Origin of the sequence: Natrinema sp. H-ect1, from assembly GCF_041821105.1 — an archaeon.
In the GTDB taxonomy this organism is placed as follows: Archaea; Halobacteriota; Halobacteria; order Halobacteriales; family Natrialbaceae; genus Natrinema; species Natrinema thermotolerans.
On the sequence record NZ_JBGUBA010000002.1, the window covers coordinates 411,599 to 427,128 of the forward strand.

Sequence of the window (15,530 nt, forward strand, 5' to 3'; positions counted from 1 at the left end):
CGTGGCGATGGAACTGTTCGGAATCACGACGGGGCAACTCGGCTTGTTCGTCAGTTTCGGCCTGCTCATCGGGACCCTGTTCGGGTTCTTCGGGATGGGTGGGTCGTTCCTCGTCACGCCCGCGCTACTGGTAATGGGGTACGACTCGACGACTGCGGTCGGGAGCGGCCTCGCGTTCGTGTTCGGAACTTCGGTCATCGCGGCGCTTCGCCACCGCGACCACGGACAGGTCGACTACAAGCTCGGCCTGATGTTCATCGTGGGGATGACCGCCGGCATTGAGGTCGGCAAGGAGGTCGTCTATCTCTTGAAGGGACTCGGCTTCGCCGACCTCGTCGTGAGCCTCTCGTATATCGGCTTGCTGGCGGTCGTCGGGCTGTTGATGCTTCGGGACGCCCGTGCGGAGGACTCGAGCGACGACGAAGAACCCGCACTCGCCACGAAGCTCCAGTCGATCGAGCTCCCGCCGATGGTCTCGATCAAGGGCGGCACCGAGGTGTCGCTGTGGGTAACGCTCGCGATGGCGTTCGGTATCGGGATCCTCTCGGGCTTCCTCGGCGTCGGCGGCGGCTTCCTGCTCATGCCTGCGATGATGTACGGACTGGGCGTCCCCGCTGCGGTCGCGGTCGGGACCGACGTGTTCCAGATCACGGCCTCGGGCGCGTTCGGCGCGTTCACCTACGCCCAGTCCGGGGCGCTCGACCTGACGATCGTCCTGCCCTTGCTCGCGGGGAGCGCGATGGGCGCTCGCATCGGGGCTGGCGCGACGGCGCTCGTCAACGAAGACGACATCACCGAGTACTTCGCTGCGATGTTGCTGGCGGGATCGGCCGCAGTGGCCAGCCGAAACCTCGGAAATGCCTACGACATGGGGATTTTCAATCAGGCCAGCAAGGCGCTGATATTCGGCTCGGCCCTGCTGGTCAGCGGCGCAGTCATCTGGGCGAGTATCCAGAGCATTCGCGAGGAGGAGCCTGCCGAATCGGTCCACGCCGCAGACTGAGCGCGCCGCGGTAGAGCCCATGCCCCTCGTTGACAGGCGGTGAGCATTGGGAAGTCCTATATCCTTTTATGCACCCGTTACGGACTCGTACACCATGATGAGTAACCGTCCGCAGGCAGGAGGTGGCGACGATGGGTAACGGACTCGCGTCCGGCGACGAGGACGACCCCGACGCCGAGACCGACGGCGGCGTCCGCGCCTATACCGTCCGGCTCGAGCTGGTCGACGAACCCGGCGAGTTGCTTCGCGCGCTCGCCCCGATCGCCGACAACGGCGGCAATCTGTTGAGCATCCACCACCAGCGGGGTAACATCACACCGCGTGGGCACATTCCCGTCGAGGTCGACCTCGAGTGTCCGCCCGACCGGTTCGACGACATCGTCGACGCCTTGCGCGGTGCCGGCGTCAACGTCATCCAGGCCGGTGAGGAACACTACGGCGAGGAAGTCAGCGTCGTGCTGGTGGGCAACCTCGTCGAGACCGATCTCTCGAACACCCTCTCGCGGATCGAGGACGAGGCCGACGCCGTCGTCCAGGACCTCTCGCTGGCCGCGCCCGAGGGTACCGACGGCATCTCGAGCGCCCGCGCCCGGCTGGCGATCGATTCCGGCCGCTCCGAGGAGGCCCTCGCGGCCATCCGCTCGATCGGCTCGGACAAGGAACTGACCGTCGTCGAACCGCTGCTCGGAGGTGAGGCCTGATGCGACTCGCAATTTTGGGTGCCGGCGACGTGGGCCGTTCGGTGGCCGATCTGGCCGGCGAGTACGGTCACGAGGTCGTCGCGCTGGCCGACTCGACCAGCGCCGCGGTCGATCCCGACGGGATCCCCGTCGAGGCGGCCCTCGAGCGCAAGGCCGGCGACGAGGCCATCGGGCCGGCCGATCCCGAGGACGTCCTCGAGACCGAGTACGACGTCCTCATCGAGGCGACGCCGACGACGCTGGACGACGCCGAACCCGGCTTCAGTCACGTCCGGCGCGCGCTTGAGGCCGACCGCCATGCCGTGCTGGCGAACAAGGGGCCGGTCGCCGAACGCTACGAGGAACTTCGCTCGCTCGAGGCCGACAGCGCGGGCTCGATCCGGTTCGAGGCGACCGTCGGCGGCGCGATCCCGGTGTTGTCGACGATCGAGGACTGCACGCCCCAGTCGGTCACCGCCGTCCGCGGCGTCCTCAACGGCACCGCGAACTTCATCCTCACGCGCATGGCCGCGGAGGGACTCGATTACGAACACGTCCTCGCGGAGGCCCAGGACTTGGGCGTCGCGGAAGCCGATCCGACCTTCGACGTCGACGGCACCGACGCCGCGCTGAAGTTCGTCATCCTCGCGAACGTGCTTGCCGACGGCGGGTTCTCGCTCGCGGACGCGACCGTCGAGGGCATCCAGTCGATCCCCGGCAGCGCGCTCGACCTTGCGGCCGAGGACGGCCGGACGATCCGGCTGATCGGCGAGGCGACCCGCGACGGCGTCCGCGTCGGCCCGCGACTCGTCCCCGAGAACGGCGCGCTCGCGGTCACGGGCACGCGAAACATCGTCCAGATCGAGACCCGCAACGCCGGCTCCTTGCACTCGAGCGGCCGCGGCGCGGGCGGCCCGGAGACGGCGACCGCGGTGCTGTCGGACGTCGGCCGTCTCCCGCCGCTGTAACCCGCTTTTCCCCCGTACGCACCGTGTTTCGGCTCTTCCGTTCGAATAGTTCGTCCTCGACGTCGTGGGTGTCCGAGCGACCTCTACCCCGGCCGTTCGAACGGTCCGTGTCGTGTGAATGCTAGCCAAACCGCAAGAAGGCGGCGGGATGGACCGAATACGCTTTCGAAATGGTTTTAACCGCAACGAGCCAAAGGGACCGATATAAGCGCCTCTGCGCGTGAGCTACAACAATGAGCGACCAACACCAGAACCTGGCCATCATCGGTCACGTCGACCACGGGAAGAGTACGCTCGTGGGGCGACTCCTCTACGAGACGGGGAGCGTACCCGAGCACGTCATCGAACAGCACCGCGAAGAAGCCGAAGAGAAGGGTAAGGGCGGCTTCGAGTTCGCCTACGTCATGGACAACCTCGCCGAGGAGCGAGAGCGTGGTGTCACCATCGACATCGCCCACCAGGAGTTCTCGACGGACGCCTACGACTTCACAATCGTCGACTGTCCGGGCCACCGAGACTTCGTCAAGAACATGATCACTGGGGCCTCGCAGGCCGACAACGCGGTCCTCGTCGTCGCCGCCGACGACGGTGTCGCGCCCCAGACCCAGGAACACGTCTTCCTGGCTCGTACCCTCGGTATCGACGAACTCATCATCGGCATCAACAAGATGGACATCGTCGACTACGAGGAGTCGACGTTCGACGAGGTCGTCGAGGAAGTCAACCAGCTGCTCAAGCAGGTTCAGTTCCAGACCGACGACGCCTCGTTCATCCCGATCTCGGCGTTCGAAGGCGACAACATCGCCGAGAAGTCCGACAACACGCCGTGGTACGACGGCGAAACCCTGCTCGAGGCCCTGAACGACCTGCCGGAGCCGGAGCCGCCGACGGACGCGCCGCTCCGACTCCCGATCCAGGACGTCTACACGATTTCGGGTATCGGTACCGTCCCCGTCGGACGTATCGAGACCGGCCTCCTCAACACCGGCGACAACGTCTCCTTCCAGCCCAGCGACGTGGGCGGCGAGGTCAAGACGATCGAGATGCACCACGAAGAGGTGCCCAAAGCAGAGCCCGGTGACAACGTCGGCTTCAACGTCCGCGGCATCGGCAAGGACGACATCCGACGTGGTGACGTCTGTGGCCCCGCCGACGACCCGCCAAGCGTCGCCGAGACGTTCCAGGCGCAGGTCGTCGTCATGCAACACCCCAGCGTGATCACGGCCGGCTACACCCCGGTCTTCCACGCTCACACGGCTCAGGTCGCCTGTACGATCGAGTCGATCGACAAGAAGATGGACCCCTCGAGCGGCGAGGTCGCCGAGGAGAACCCCGACTTCATCCAGTCGGGCGACGCCGCGGTCGTCACCATCCGACCGCAAAAGCCCCTCAGCATCGAGCCGTCCAGCGAGATCCCCGAACTCGGGAGCTTCGCCATCCGCGACATGGGTCAGACCATCGCCGCCGGCAAGGTCCTCGAAGTCCACGAGAAAGAATAAATGCAGCAAGCACGCGTTCGACTCGCGGGCACGAGTCCAGACGACTTAGACGACATCTGCGACGACGTCCGCGAGATCGCGAACAACACCGGCGTCAACCTGAGCGGTCCGATCCCGCTGCCGACGAAGACCCTCGAGGTGCCGACCCGGAAATCGCCTGACGGCGAGGGCACTGCGACGTGGGAGCACTGGGAGATGCGCGTCCACAAGCGCCTGATCGATCTGGACGCCGACGAACGCGCACTCCGACAGCTCATGCGCATTCAGGTGCCGAACGACGTCTCGATCGAGATCGTCCTCGAAGACTGACGGTCCGATCGCGACTCGAGAGCGAGTTTCACGTTTTCGCCGTTCCCGTTCGACCAGCGGCCGCCGTCTCGATCGGTATCCGAGAGGGCCCGCGCCGACCGTCGACACCACACCAGTAAGCGCCGGGACTTTTGCCCACCGCCGTCCCAACTCCCCTCATGGCCCGTCCCTCCACGTCCCAATCGACGATCGACCTGCCACCCGACTCCGGGAGCGAGGAGTCGGGACCCCGCTCGAGCAGCGCCGTCCTCGAGGTGCTGGCCGTCTTCGTCCTGGTCTTCGTCGTCCAGGGGCTGACCGCGCTGGTCGGCGTGATGGGAACGTTCTTCGTCCTCAGACCGCCGCTGGCCGCCGACCCGTGGACGATCGTCACGAGCGTCTACGCCCACGACGGCCTCGGCCACCTCGTCTCGAACGGCCTCGCCCTGATCGTCTTCGGCTGGCCGGTCGCGCGAGCGACGACGCGGGCCCGCTTTCACGCCTTCGTCGCCGTGACGGGTGCGACCGCCGGCACTGCCCAGATCGTCCTCACGCGACTGCTGGCGTCGGTGCCGCTGATCCCCGTCGCGCCCTCGCCCGGCGTCCTCGGGGCCAGCGGCGCCGTCTTCGCCCTGCTGGGCTACCTCCTCGCGTCGAATCGCCTCTCGAGCGGGCTGGGCTCGCTCGTCGACGTCCCGCCCTGGCTGTCGGCGCTCGTCGTCGTCGGCCTCGCGGTCGCGGTCACCGTCGCGACCGCCTCGCCCGGCGTCGCCCTGCTCGCGCACTTCGTCGGCTTCCTCGTCGGTGCCGTCGCCGGACGGGCGCGCATTCTCGCGGTCGGGTCGAATGACGGCTCGGACGCCACGAGGATTTGAACTCCGAGCAGGGCCGTCTCCCGGTGACCGACTGTGGATCGCGACGCCGTCGTTTCGTGCCGTCGCACCGAGGGAACCCCCGATCACGACAATCGCGTTTCGCGAGCGACGATCCGACTCGAGCCACGACCGTGGTGGTGTGTCCCGATCCCGCTTCGAAACACAAGCCTCAAATAGAAACCACGGATATGAACGTTCGAGGGCTCGTAGATCAGTGGTAGATCGCTTCCTTCGCAAGGAAGAGGCCCGGGGTTCAAATCCCCGCGAGTCCATTCGACTCTTGTAACGTTTCGAATTACCCGGTTAGTCGCAAGTCTCGCGACTGCTACCGAATTATACGCGGATACCGAACCCGTACAAACCCCCGTAGAAAATCGAGGGACGAACGATGCCGAATTCGGGTCCGCGCTGTCCCGTGATTTCCGCGAAGGAAACCCGGGGTGGTCGGTGTGAGTACCACACTCTCGAGACAGGTAACACAGTCTACCTGTCTCCATTGTGGCACTCATGTGACGGACCGGTTCCGCCGCGTCTTCGGCGACGACGAGGACCGCGCCCACCGCTGTGGCGACTGCGATACGTACGCCCGACTGAGCCGCGGGTCCGCCGCTGGTGTCGACGTGGCGGTCCCCGATCCGGAAACCTCCGAGGGCCGGCACGGGGGAGAGGCCGATGCGTAGCGGGTTCGTCCGAGCGAGCGAACTGTACGATGTCGACAGCCGGACGCCCATCGCCCATCCGGCCCATCAAGCGACCGACACCGACGTTCGTCGCGCGCTCGAGGACCGAGAGATCTGTACCGACGGCGGACAGCCCTCGAGCGATACTGAACGGCGAGTCCGTGAGATCGAGGAGCGTGTTGAAGAACTCGAGTCGATCATCAACCGCGAACTCGGTTACAATCTCGGTCAACTCCCGTCAGAACCGCAGATCGTCGATTGCGACTGTGGAGAGTCGTTTGAGGTGAATGTCGTGAACGGGCTCGTTTGCCCTGAATGCGGACGTACACACGGTACGGGAGGTGACCGATGAGCCGAGCTGGTCTTGGACGGTTCGGTGTCGTGCCGCCGACGGTCGTCCGTGAACCGACACGAGACGCGAAGAACATCCCAGTCTGCCCGGAGTGCGGTCATCCCGTTGCGAAGACGAAAGGGTCCCAGCGGATCGAAAGGCCGGACCTCGTTCACGTGGCGCTCGCGGCCGCTTTCGACGTACTCGTCACGTTCGGGTGGCAGTGCGACCGGCATCCCTACACGATCGTCCTCCCGATGCGAGTCGGCGGTGAGGACGCAAGCGCGTTCGTCGACGGGTGGACCGGCGTCGAGATCCGCTTCGCCGACGACCACGTGCGTCACGTCGCGACTCCCGAACGGGAGGTGACCGAGCATGTCGAGTGAGCAAGCGACGCTCGGGGAGTTTCCGGACCTCTCGGCGCTCACTGAGGCCGAACGCGAGGCCTACGTCGAATGCCGGGTGAAGGGGACCGGCGTCCGTCCGTTCGCTCGAGAAACTGACCGCCGGCCCGGCACGATCGGGAACCTGCTCGCTCGAGCCGAGGCCAAGCTCGAGGAGGGATCACAGTGAGTCGACTCGTCGAGAACAGCGAGTGCGAACGGTGCGGTGAGGCCGTTGACGGGCTCCGACAGCTGTGTCCGGACTGTACGCGCGCCGTTCGTAACGCGCGGGAGGGACCGCTGTGAGCGTCGACGCTGCCGACGACCCGGTGCAGTTCGATGACGTAACCGGGTCCGAGTCCGATACGTTCCCCGAGCCCCGCGCTCACGGCGCCGCAGTGATGAACCACCTCGCGGATGTCGACGACGCCGCTGCTCAGGGGAGCGATCGGGGAACGCTGTACGATCGCTCGCTGGCCTACTGGCGCGAGCAGGTCGGCGATCGCGACCTCGAGCCGCACGTCGCCGTCGACGACTTCGAAGCGGACTGGTTGCCGGCGGGAGACTATGCCCTGGTACTCACGTCGTCGCGGTGGAAGGCCGGGACCGGCCGCGGTGACGACTATCGGGCGTACTACGAACAACACCTGAAACTCCGCGAGTGGGGGCCCGAAGACGACGACGGTGAGCGCGAACTCCGAAAGCCCGCGCTGGCGTTGCACGTCGAGATCATGCCCCAGTTCCGCGACATGGTCTACAAGAGCGGTGATCCGCTCGAATGCCCGTACGGAGAGGGAACGCGGTTGCTCGCATGGACGACATGGGCCGAGGATCCCTTCGAGATCGAGCGCCGGATGTACGATGCGCTCCGGGCGGTCTACGGTGCCGACGCGATCGACCTGGAGGAGCGCGTCGACGATGCCCGCCGGGTTCCGAAAGCGGAGGCACACATCCGCTTCGCGATCGGGAAGAAGAACGCCGCGATCGAGACCCTCGAGCAGTCGAAGCAGCTCATCGACTGGGGCGGCGAGTCCGAGATCGACGCTCACCAGCGCCGCCAGCAAGAAGGATGGCTCGAGGCGCTCGTCGAGAGCGATCGGTGGCACCTACTCGGATTCGATCCCCAGCGGTACAGCACTGAGGTGAAGATCTATCAGGCGAATCAGTGGCACAAGAAGCCGAAAACCGATCCGTTCCATCACCCGAAGCTCGAGGCGTCGTACTCGGGTGTCGACCGCGGCGAACTCCCGCACGTCTCCGAGTGGGACGAGATCTTGGACCACCTCCGGACGGTCGTCGCGACGCATGCACGATGGGCTGGGATCGAGTGTTCGGACCTGGTGGCCGACGACTTCTTCGATGGGCCCGAGTCCGCGCCGTGGGACTTCGAGCGCCCGACAGGCCGCCGTGACATGCTCCGGCGGCGATACGAGGACCTCGCGACAGACATCTACCGGGAGGCGCTGAAGGAGTCGACCACGGCCGTCTACGACATCCTCCGGGTGATCGCCGAACACGACGGGGCGAACTACGATACACTCGTTGAGCGGACCGGGCTCGCGAGATCGACGGTCCGGTACCACGTCCGCCGGCTCGCCCAGGAGGGCGTCGTCTCTCGCGAAGGCAACCCGGTGATGGTGTTTTTCGTCTCCCGCGTCGTCCTCGAGCGGGCCCGCGAGATCCTCCGCGAAGTGCGTCCGGAGGACACGCCGGAAGACTTAGACGAGCGGGCCGACGGCCGCCGTGAGCGCCGTGAGGAACAGCAGGAGGACGATGACGGCCAGACGGATACGGACGACGAGGAAAGCGACGAGAGTACGACCGACGGGAGCGAGATCGGCTTCGAGTACCTCGAGCGACTGAGCGCGTCGATCCACGACCTTGCCTCGCTCCGCGATCGCGAGCGGATCGACGGTCGCGACGTGAGAGTCCGCGTCGACGAGCTGCCGCCACCGCTGCAGTAGGCCGCCGTCGGTCCGGTTCGCCTTGCCGAATAGCTGCAGCACGCGCGTTCTGTCCTTTGTTTCTCGCCTTCCTACCAGTGTGGATTACAGTCTCGTTCAGTACACTCCCTTTTCGAGCGGAGTATTACTTTCACCAAGGTGTTAACGGCGAGAGTCGGCGAGATCTGGGCCAGTTTCGCCGACTCGAGGAATTGATACAATCGCTGATACAGCGGTGAGCGAGCGAAAATTTGGGCGTTTTAGCGGTTGGCGCGGGTAACGGGGTTGCCGGGTACCCCTACGGTAGGTGCCCCTAAGGGGGCAGGGTAATTGCGCGGCGCGCAGAACGCGCGCCGCGCTGGCGAAAAATTGAGCGGGGCGATATCGGACGTAATAGCAGATCTACCCTACTGGTAGGATGTAGCGGGACTTCGTTAACCGTGATTGTCGAATATGCCTACAAGGATTTATCAGTGAAGCCGCGGCCAACCATGTGCAGATGCGACACCCCCAAGAGACCTACTGATCGTTTACGCACTATCACTCCTTGCTAGGGAGCATAAAGGAACCGAGAGAGAAGACCGAGCATTGAATCTCGCGGCCGAGATCGCAGACCAACACGGACTAGCAGTAAGTGACGCAATTCGTCAGCTCGAGTAGAGAGGGTCCCCAAGGGGACAGCACCAAAAGATTACAGCACCCCTCCCCACCTTCGTACGCAGATTTCCAATTGAAACATATGAAACAGGGCGTATCTGGATTCCAGACTATTAAGAGATTGAAAATCAGATTCATTCAATCATGGGAGATCATTCAGCGTTTGGAAGGGTGTACCCAGAACGGAGCAATTTCCGGCTTAGTCCTAGAGAGGTGCAGGTTGATGATATCAATTTCACTCTTGTAATTCACAATTCACAGATTATGATAAAATGTAATCCACCAGAAGATATTGATCCGTTCACACTCCGGAATGTATTACTGCGAGGTGTCCGGTCACAGGTTGACCTCTATGGATTTCTAGAAGGCAGAGCATACGATGTAGAGATCGATGGAATGCTAACTCCATCTGGTGACCAATATTTCTTTGAGTTCGAAATTCCTTCACTATCGGTTAAAGAGGAAGACATAAAAAGCGAATATGAGAGGAAAATAAAATCACTATTTGAAAATGGAAACGCAAAGTACTTACAACGATCTCTACACGATTTTCGCCTCGCAATAAAAGATCCTCATGAAACAGGATTTGCCTGTTATCGTTCGATTGAATCTATAAGAAAACATTTCCATATACTTCGAGACATTCCGGATGATACTGATCATCGATCAAAAGCATGGGCTGCAATGCACGATGCGCTAGGGACAGAGAAAGAAGATATAATAAAAATCCAGCAAAACTTCGCAAATGAACGTCGTCATGGAGGTATTAATCCAGTGACTGATGAGGAACGAGAGGAGATATTCCTGATAACCCATGATACAATATTCAAATATATTGACTATCTATACGAAAGGCAGGATAGTTCCTAAGATAGAAGATATCTCAAACAAATCAATCAATCTGTCAGACTATGTCAGTCCGAACCACGCTACTATTCGCATCGATCCTATTTCTGATTGTATTCCAAGTGATTACGAGTTCACAGTCCTGTGACTTAAGGGATATTGCGGTACGGTATAAGGACGATATTCGGTATTCTTCCCGACTAGGGCGGTTTACCATGTTCCATTACCTCAACATATGTGTCTTGACTTTTATCTATATCTCAATCGTATACACATTTGCGCATCTATTTTTTATTTCTGATACTTCATCAATCAATTCGGATGTCAGTCCGGCAGTCTTCGCACTTGGATTAACACTCTTTATAACTATATTTGCTTTGCTTAATTTACCTATTCTTGAAATAACAGCGATTGATGAGATGTCAACATATGCTGAAAAAACTGACAGGTGTTTATTAGAACGGACCTATGATGAACTCACAGACACGTCATCACTTGGGAAACATACGAGGATATGCGCTTTAATAATATTCTCGCCCATAATACTCCCTATTTTCACAGCGCTAGTTGCAGTCCCTTTATCTATACAGGACACCGCTATACTGGCGATAATCGCAAGTGGATGGACTATTCCATTTGCTATTATACTATTCTGGCTCATTGATGGGTACTTAGTTACACTACGAAACGAATTACTGGAAGATTTGCCTAAAGCAAAACTCCGCTTTTCGTAACATCCTCGTCTATCTCTCCCCCTGGGGTCGCACGTCGACAGAATCCGATTCCCGAATATGCACACGAGTCGCGACACCTCGTGTGCATATCTCGAGTCGATCCGTCGCTTGAACCGTCGTTCGTCTCCGACTATCCGACAGGTTCCGCCGGTTGTGGGCCGAAATGGGCCGTCCAGTGAGTCGAAAAAACTAGGATTTCGGGGGTCGTGTGTACGAGCATGCGAATCAGGACCGACGGCGACTACGCGTACCGACGGGATGCGATCGAACGGGCAGCTGACTTCTACGACTGCAACAAGACGAAAGCGGTCGTCAGCGCCTGCGACGACGTACCGACGTTCGTCCAGGCTGCCCGCCAGGTCCTCGAGCGCGACGACCTCACGCTTGAGCAGCGCCGAGAGTCGCCGAGACACTGTCGACGCGAGCGATGACGTTCGATATCGAAGACGAGATCGTAGTCGAGACCAAGTGAGCGGTCGGTTCACCAGCAGGCTTTTGCGAAACGAAGCGTAATTGCGGACTATGAGCCTCACTACTGACGACTTTGCCGAATTCATGGCCGGCGATCCGGAGGACGATGAAACGGTCCCGTTGGGTGATGCACTCGACGAACTGGCCGTTGATGTCGAGACTGACGCTGTCAAAGAGGTACGGGACGTACGCGAGCGGATATGAAGCTCTTTCTCGATACGAACGTTATCGTCGCTGCTGTCACCAAAGACACTGACCGCTCTGAGACTGCTGTTCGTCTACTCAATGACTTCGATGAAACGTATACGTCCATTCTAAACCTCATGGAGCTTCGGACTGTTCTTACCAAGAAGAAGGCGTTCGAACGCGATCGCGTCGAGCAAATTGAACAGCGAATTAGCTCTCGAACGACGGTCACGTTCCCAGATGCCTCGGATATGGTTGCAGCAAATCAACTCCAAGACGAGACACTGTTGTATCCAATGGATGCCCTCGTGCTGGCAGCCGCTCACGCTGTTGATGCAACTCTCGTTTCGTTCGATGCGGAATTGCGGGAACATGGCGCAGAACGCCCGCAAGACCTGATTTGAGCGGTTCTCTTCTCGCTAAAATATCGAGTCGATTGAGATCTTCGCCTGTTCGGTCCCGCGGTGATCGCCGCCACCGTGCCAGCGGAGTAGCGGGAGATCGCCCGCGCGGACCATCTTGTCCCGGAGGACCGTACAGCCCGAGCGCCCATGTGGCCGGTAGACGACGAAACAGTACCAGCCGTCGTGACGCCGGAGTTTCTCGTGGTACTCGCGGTAGACCTTCCAGTTACCAGGCTGGCCGTCCGCGTGTTCGTGCATGGTCGACTTGATTTCGACTGGCGTTCCGTTCCCGAACCGGGCGTCGTGCCAACTCGCCCGCTCGAGGTCGAACCGGCGCTTCTCGGCCATTCGTTTCTCGACGGCGGTCCCGAAGTGGTTGGCGCGCTTCGATCGGTTCACGGTTCCTTCCGGTCGTCTCGCCAGCGGCGATCGGCTCGAGCGGGGCCATAGGTGAAGAAACCAGCGAGTAGGAGCGACAGGGCCGCGACCGACCACGCGCCCTGTCCGAGCGCGAACACCGCGACGGCGATCGCGACGCCGATCAACCCGAGAGTCTGTCTCGAGAACACGCCTCGCTCGAGGTCGCGCCGGAGCTGGTGGGCGAGATCGACGGCGGTGAACCGAGCAACGAATGCGAGGTTCCGGAGCAACGTTACCGCCACGGCGATCGCCCTCCATGACGCGCGTCGCGATTTCTTCGAAATCGCCCCTCGAAAACATCACTTTTCTGGTGACTACACACGCGCTCCGCGCGCTGATATATATCCTCCTCCGCTGGCTGCAGCGATGGCGGGCCCATCGCTCTCCGTTCGCTCCCGACCGGGAGCGAGCGCGGTGGGCCTTGGGCTGCAGCTACTCTAAAGGGGGGTAGGTTGAAGTTGAAAGATTGGAATCCCGCCGCTGTCATGCGATCACCCGGTCGACGGTTTCAACCCATTCGCGCTTTTCGGAGTCGCCTTCGCGGTAGTCGTCCAACCAGTTGTAGACGGTCGTATCGCTGAACGGGACGTAGTTCGAGGCCGCGTTCGGGGTCATGCCCTCGTCTTCGACGCAGGTCTTGATGGTCCACATCGCGACCTGTTTCACGTCCTCCTTTTCGATCGCCGGGCCGTCGTCCTTGTCGCTGGCGGGCGCGGTCCACGACCAGTCGGCTTCGTCGTTCGTGTGGGGCTCGAAGTCGGCGGGCGGAATGCCGGTGAACGGGCGCGGGTCAACGTCCTGCAGTTTCCCGCCGGAGATCCGGTCGGCGACGATCGCCTTCCCCTTCTGGTTACGGTCGGGCTTCTTGATGATCGTCCCGACGCGCCAGAGCATCGGATGGATCGAACTCTCGTCGTGGCCGATGTAGATGAGCATCCCGTTGTACTTGCGGATCTTGAACACGAGCGGCCCCATCAGCTTGCGGACTTTCTGGCCGTCCTCTCCGGTGCCAGAGGCGTTCGTCGAGAACTCGTCACCGACGAAGGCCTTCGGTTGCTGGGGATTCTCGACCGGGTTGCCGTCCTGGCCGACCCACTCTTCGAGCAGCGGGAAGTTGGGAATCCAGCCGTCTTCGACGGTCCCGTCGTCGCGGACCCAGTCGTCGTTGCGCGGGAGCGTCCGGATGTTCGATCCGACGAGGAGATCGCCGTCGACCCACCGGTCACGGAGCTGCAGGAGCAGACACGCGAGGTTCGTTTTGCCGGCACCCATCTCACCGAGAACGACGATCACGGGTGCGGGCCCAGCGACGATCTCCTGTAGGCGGGTGATCGCCTTGATGCCCGAGAGGTCGGCCTGTTGGCTCGGGTCGCCGATGTAGTGTTTCAGTGTGAGTGTATCGCCGTTCTCGAGGGCTTGGCGGGCGGTGTGGCCGCCCTCGCCGCGGAGGATGTCACGGTTCTTCCCTACGTCCATGTAGGTCGCTGCTGCCTTGCCGTCCCAGCGGTCTGGATCGTGGTGCAGGGCGCGGACGGTCATCTGGCGGTCGATCTGTTCGTCTCGAACGAACCCCGAGTGCGGGAGGACCTCGTCGGGATCACGCTCGAGGTTGTCGCCCTGGTACTCGCGAAAGCCGCCGACCGTGAAGTTGTCCTGTTCATCGCTCATCGATCGATCCACCTCCAATGGTCGGTTCTGGAGGTGGCGGACTCATTGAAGACGAACACGGTCGGCGGGTCGATCGTCCGGTTCCGTAGTTTCCCGTCGTGGATGTATCTCATCGGTTGGTTCCTCCGTCAGTTGCTGCAGGCTGTTCGGATGCCGATTCGTCGGCTTCGACGGGCGTCCGCGGGCCGTGGCGCTCGGTGTAGTCGTCGACGTACTGAGAGACGTCTTTGATCTCGTCGACGTCTCGAGCCTCGGCGTCGTCCTTGGCCGCCTCGAAGCGGTCCTTCACCGCGGTGCGCGGGTTCATCATGCCGCGTTCGTCGGCTTCTGCTTCCTCGTTGACCACGTCGCGCTGGATCTCGAGGCCCATTTTCGAGATCCGTCCCCGAAGTCGATTGTACTCGAGGAAGGCGTCGACGAGATCGCCGTGGATGTCCTCGAGCATCGCCTGGATCGTGACGAGCTTGGAGTCGGCGAGCTGTGAGAAGTAACAGCCACGGACGACCAACTGGTCAGTGTCCTCGTGGTAGGTAAACTCGCGGACTTCGAAGGCATCGCCGTCGTTGCAGTTGTACGGTGACGGGCCCTCGACAGTCTTCTCGCTCCAGACTTCGGGGGCGACGTAGAGTTTGCGGCGAGTGTCGTCGACACCGTTGATGTGGTACACGTCGACCATCCGGCGGTTCCGGAGCTTCCGGGCCCCACTGACGAACATCGCGAACAGCGGCGGTCCCAGAAGGATCGCCGCGGCGAACCATCCCACCGCGATCGGCGGGATGCCCGGCACCGACGGCCGGATCCACAGGAGCGCGACGCCGAGACTGAACAGCACTGCGAAGACGAGTAACTGGGCCTCGGCGAAGACGTAGGTCACGCGGTCGCGCCAGCTGCCGAACGTGCCGCTGGTCTCGAGGCTCACGCTTCGACCACCCCGTCTTCTTCGGAGCGGACGACATACCAGGCTCCGAGCCCGGCGAATCCGACGGTCATCGCGACGCCGGAGAACAGGCCGCTCGTGCCACCGAAGTTACTGAACGGGTTGCTTTGGACTGTCCCGGTCGAGACGACCGCGCCACCGCCGTTCTCGAGGGACTGTTGTGTGGCGATCGCGACGGCCGCGCCCTTGCCGCCCTGCCGCGGCGCGACCATGAACGTGACCGTCTGCGTTCCTTCCTCGAGTTCGTGTTCGGCGTAGTTGAAGCTCTCCGCGTCTTCTTCGAACGATCCCGATTCGGTGAGGCTGATCGTGGTCGGCTCGTCGGCTTCGATCTCGAGCGTGAATCGGCCCGGCGCGTAGGACCAATCAGTCACCCGCGTCTGGTTGTCGATCGTCCGAAGCGCGTCTTCGCCGTCGGGGTCGACTACTGGCTCCTGGTCGGATTGGTTCGCCGTCTGGTTGGCCGGCTGCTCCTGTGCGGCCGCCGGCCCAAGGCCCACGCCCATGCCCATCGCGACCGCGATCGCGACCGCGACGAGTGCGACTGTCCGGCGCAT

Annotated in this window: 18 protein-coding genes, 1 tRNA gene and 1 pseudogene; 15 read left to right on the top strand and 5 right to left on the bottom strand. The window is 61.9% G+C overall.

The window, feature by feature from the left end; all coding sequences use genetic code 11:
* The first annotated feature begins 7 nt into the window (after window positions 1–7).
* The 15 genes and pseudogenes from ACERIM_RS06255 (at window position 8) to ACERIM_RS06325 (ending at window position 11,948) form a co-directional block, all read left to right on the top strand.
* Window positions 8–1,003: a sulfite exporter TauE/SafE family protein gene (locus tag ACERIM_RS06255; protein WP_373631747.1), complete on the top strand. Its 996-nt coding sequence runs from the start codon at window positions 8–10 to the stop codon at window positions 1,001–1,003.
* 131 nt (window positions 1,004–1,134) lie between these two features.
* Window positions 1,135–1,704, top strand: a complete 570-nt coding sequence (locus tag ACERIM_RS06260) for an amino acid-binding protein (RefSeq protein WP_373631748.1) — start codon at window positions 1,135–1,137, stop codon at window positions 1,702–1,704.
* Entirely contained in the window at window positions 1,704–2,651 is a 948-nt protein-coding gene (locus tag ACERIM_RS06265; protein ID WP_373631749.1) for a homoserine dehydrogenase, read from the top strand. The genes ACERIM_RS06260 and ACERIM_RS06265 overlap by 1 nt, the downstream gene beginning before the upstream one ends.
* A 233-nt stretch (window positions 2,652–2,884) precedes the next feature.
* A complete protein-coding gene (gene tuf / locus ACERIM_RS06270) occupies window positions 2,885–4,150 on the top strand; it encodes a translation elongation factor EF-1 subunit alpha (RefSeq protein ID WP_006181534.1) in 1,266 nt (421 codons plus the stop codon).
* Window positions 4,151–4,459, top strand: coding sequence for a 30S ribosomal protein S10 (gene rpsJ / locus ACERIM_RS06275; RefSeq protein WP_004215311.1), 309 nt, complete (start codon window positions 4,151–4,153; stop codon window positions 4,457–4,459).
* A 158-nt stretch (window positions 4,460–4,617) separates the two neighbouring features.
* Entirely contained in the window at window positions 4,618–5,313 is a 696-nt protein-coding gene (locus ACERIM_RS06280; RefSeq protein ID WP_373631750.1) for a rhomboid family intramembrane serine protease, read from the top strand.
* Between the two features lie 200 nt (window positions 5,314–5,513).
* Window positions 5,514–5,585: transfer RNA gene (locus ACERIM_RS06285), tRNA-Ala, on the top strand.
* A 168-nt stretch (window positions 5,586–5,753) separates the two neighbouring features.
* Window positions 5,754–5,993, top strand: coding sequence for a hypothetical protein (locus ACERIM_RS06290; protein WP_049965900.1), 240 nt, complete (start codon window positions 5,754–5,756; stop codon window positions 5,991–5,993).
* A gap of 348 nt (window positions 5,994–6,341) precedes the next feature.
* Window positions 6,342–6,710, top strand: a complete 369-nt coding sequence (locus ACERIM_RS06295) for a hypothetical protein (protein WP_373631751.1) — start codon at window positions 6,342–6,344, stop codon at window positions 6,708–6,710.
* On the top strand, window positions 6,700–6,897 hold the full coding sequence (locus ACERIM_RS06300) for an RNA polymerase subunit sigma-24 (RefSeq protein WP_373631752.1): 198 nt from the start codon (window positions 6,700–6,702) through the stop codon (window positions 6,895–6,897). Before ACERIM_RS06295 ends, ACERIM_RS06300 begins: the two co-directional genes overlap by 11 nt.
* 112 nt (window positions 6,898–7,009) lie before the next feature.
* A complete protein-coding gene (locus ACERIM_RS06305) occupies window positions 7,010–8,671 on the top strand; it encodes a winged helix-turn-helix transcriptional regulator (protein WP_373631753.1) in 1,662 nt (553 codons plus the stop codon).
* Window positions 8,672–9,451: 780 nt separating this feature from the next.
* Window positions 9,452–10,177 (top strand): hypothetical protein, encoded by a 726-nt coding sequence (locus ACERIM_RS06310; RefSeq protein WP_373631754.1) that lies wholly within the window; start codon window positions 9,452–9,454, stop codon window positions 10,175–10,177.
* 928 nt (window positions 10,178–11,105) lie between these two features.
* Window positions 11,106–11,359: pseudogene (locus ACERIM_RS06315) on the top strand (hypothetical protein).
* 50 nt (window positions 11,360–11,409) lie between these two features.
* The gene (locus ACERIM_RS06320; protein WP_006651066.1) at window positions 11,410–11,562 is read left to right on the top strand and encodes a hypothetical protein; all 153 of its coding nucleotides are present in this window, start codon (window positions 11,410–11,412) and stop codon (window positions 11,560–11,562) included.
* The gene (locus ACERIM_RS06325) at window positions 11,559–11,948 is read left to right on the top strand and encodes a type II toxin-antitoxin system VapC family toxin (protein ID WP_373631755.1); all 390 of its coding nucleotides are present in this window, start codon (window positions 11,559–11,561) and stop codon (window positions 11,946–11,948) included. Before ACERIM_RS06320 ends, ACERIM_RS06325 begins: the two co-directional genes overlap by 4 nt.
* Before the next feature lie 15 nt (window positions 11,949–11,963).
* Here ACERIM_RS06325 and ACERIM_RS06330 read toward each other — a convergent pair whose 3' ends face one another.
* The 5 genes from ACERIM_RS06330 to ACERIM_RS06350 form a co-directional block, all read right to left on the bottom strand.
* The gene (locus ACERIM_RS06330; RefSeq protein ID WP_006651064.1) at window positions 11,964–12,347 is read right to left on the bottom strand and encodes a hypothetical protein; all 384 of its coding nucleotides are present in this window, start codon (window positions 12,345–12,347) and stop codon (window positions 11,964–11,966) included.
* Window positions 12,344–12,610, bottom strand: coding sequence for a hypothetical protein (locus ACERIM_RS06335; RefSeq protein WP_373631756.1), 267 nt, complete (start codon window positions 12,608–12,610; stop codon window positions 12,344–12,346). Before ACERIM_RS06335 ends, ACERIM_RS06330 begins: the two co-directional genes overlap by 4 nt.
* A 241-nt stretch (window positions 12,611–12,851) precedes the next feature.
* Window positions 12,852–14,036, bottom strand: coding sequence for a hypothetical protein (locus ACERIM_RS06340; protein WP_373631757.1), 1,185 nt, complete (start codon window positions 14,034–14,036; stop codon window positions 12,852–12,854).
* Between the two features lie 109 nt (window positions 14,037–14,145).
* The gene (locus ACERIM_RS06345) at window positions 14,146–14,955 is read right to left on the bottom strand and encodes a hypothetical protein (protein WP_373631758.1); all 810 of its coding nucleotides are present in this window, start codon (window positions 14,953–14,955) and stop codon (window positions 14,146–14,148) included.
* Window positions 14,952–15,530, bottom strand: coding sequence for a hypothetical protein (locus ACERIM_RS06350; protein WP_373631759.1), 579 nt, complete (start codon window positions 15,528–15,530; stop codon window positions 14,952–14,954). Before ACERIM_RS06350 ends, ACERIM_RS06345 begins: the two co-directional genes overlap by 4 nt.

What these genes read in the sequence shown, in the direction of transcription:
- ACERIM_RS06255 (WP_373631747.1), top strand. Translation starts at nt 8, where the DNA reads ATGGAACTGTTCGGAATCACGACGGGGCAACTCGGCTTGTTCGTCAGT.
- ACERIM_RS06260 (WP_373631748.1), top strand. Translation starts at nt 1,135, where the DNA reads ATGGGTAACGGACTCGCGTCCGGCGACGAGGACGACCCCGACGCCGAG.
- ACERIM_RS06265 (WP_373631749.1), top strand. Translation starts at nt 1,704, where the DNA reads ATGCGACTCGCAATTTTGGGTGCCGGCGACGTGGGCCGTTCGGTGGCC.
- tuf (WP_006181534.1), top strand. Translation starts at nt 2,885, where the DNA reads ATGAGCGACCAACACCAGAACCTGGCCATCATCGGTCACGTCGACCAC.
- rpsJ (WP_004215311.1), top strand. Translation starts at nt 4,151, where the DNA reads ATGCAGCAAGCACGCGTTCGACTCGCGGGCACGAGTCCAGACGACTTA.
- ACERIM_RS06280 (WP_373631750.1), top strand. Translation starts at nt 4,618, where the DNA reads ATGGCCCGTCCCTCCACGTCCCAATCGACGATCGACCTGCCACCCGAC.
- ACERIM_RS06295 (WP_373631751.1), top strand. Translation starts at nt 6,342, where the DNA reads ATGAGCCGAGCTGGTCTTGGACGGTTCGGTGTCGTGCCGCCGACGGTC.
- ACERIM_RS06300 (WP_373631752.1), top strand. Translation starts at nt 6,700, where the DNA reads ATGTCGAGTGAGCAAGCGACGCTCGGGGAGTTTCCGGACCTCTCGGCG.
- ACERIM_RS06310 (WP_373631754.1), top strand. Translation starts at nt 9,452, where the DNA reads ATGGGAGATCATTCAGCGTTTGGAAGGGTGTACCCAGAACGGAGCAAT.
- ACERIM_RS06320 (WP_006651066.1), top strand. Translation starts at nt 11,410, where the DNA reads ATGAGCCTCACTACTGACGACTTTGCCGAATTCATGGCCGGCGATCCG.
- ACERIM_RS06325 (WP_373631755.1), top strand. Translation starts at nt 11,559, where the DNA reads ATGAAGCTCTTTCTCGATACGAACGTTATCGTCGCTGCTGTCACCAAA.
- ACERIM_RS06340 (WP_373631757.1), bottom strand. Translation starts at nt 14,036, where the DNA reads ATGAGCGATGAACAGGACAACTTCACGGTCGGCGGCTTTCGCGAGTAC.
- ACERIM_RS06350 (WP_373631759.1), bottom strand. Translation starts at nt 15,530, where the DNA reads ATGCGCCGGACAGTCGCACTCGTCGCGGTCGCGATCGCGGTCGCGATG.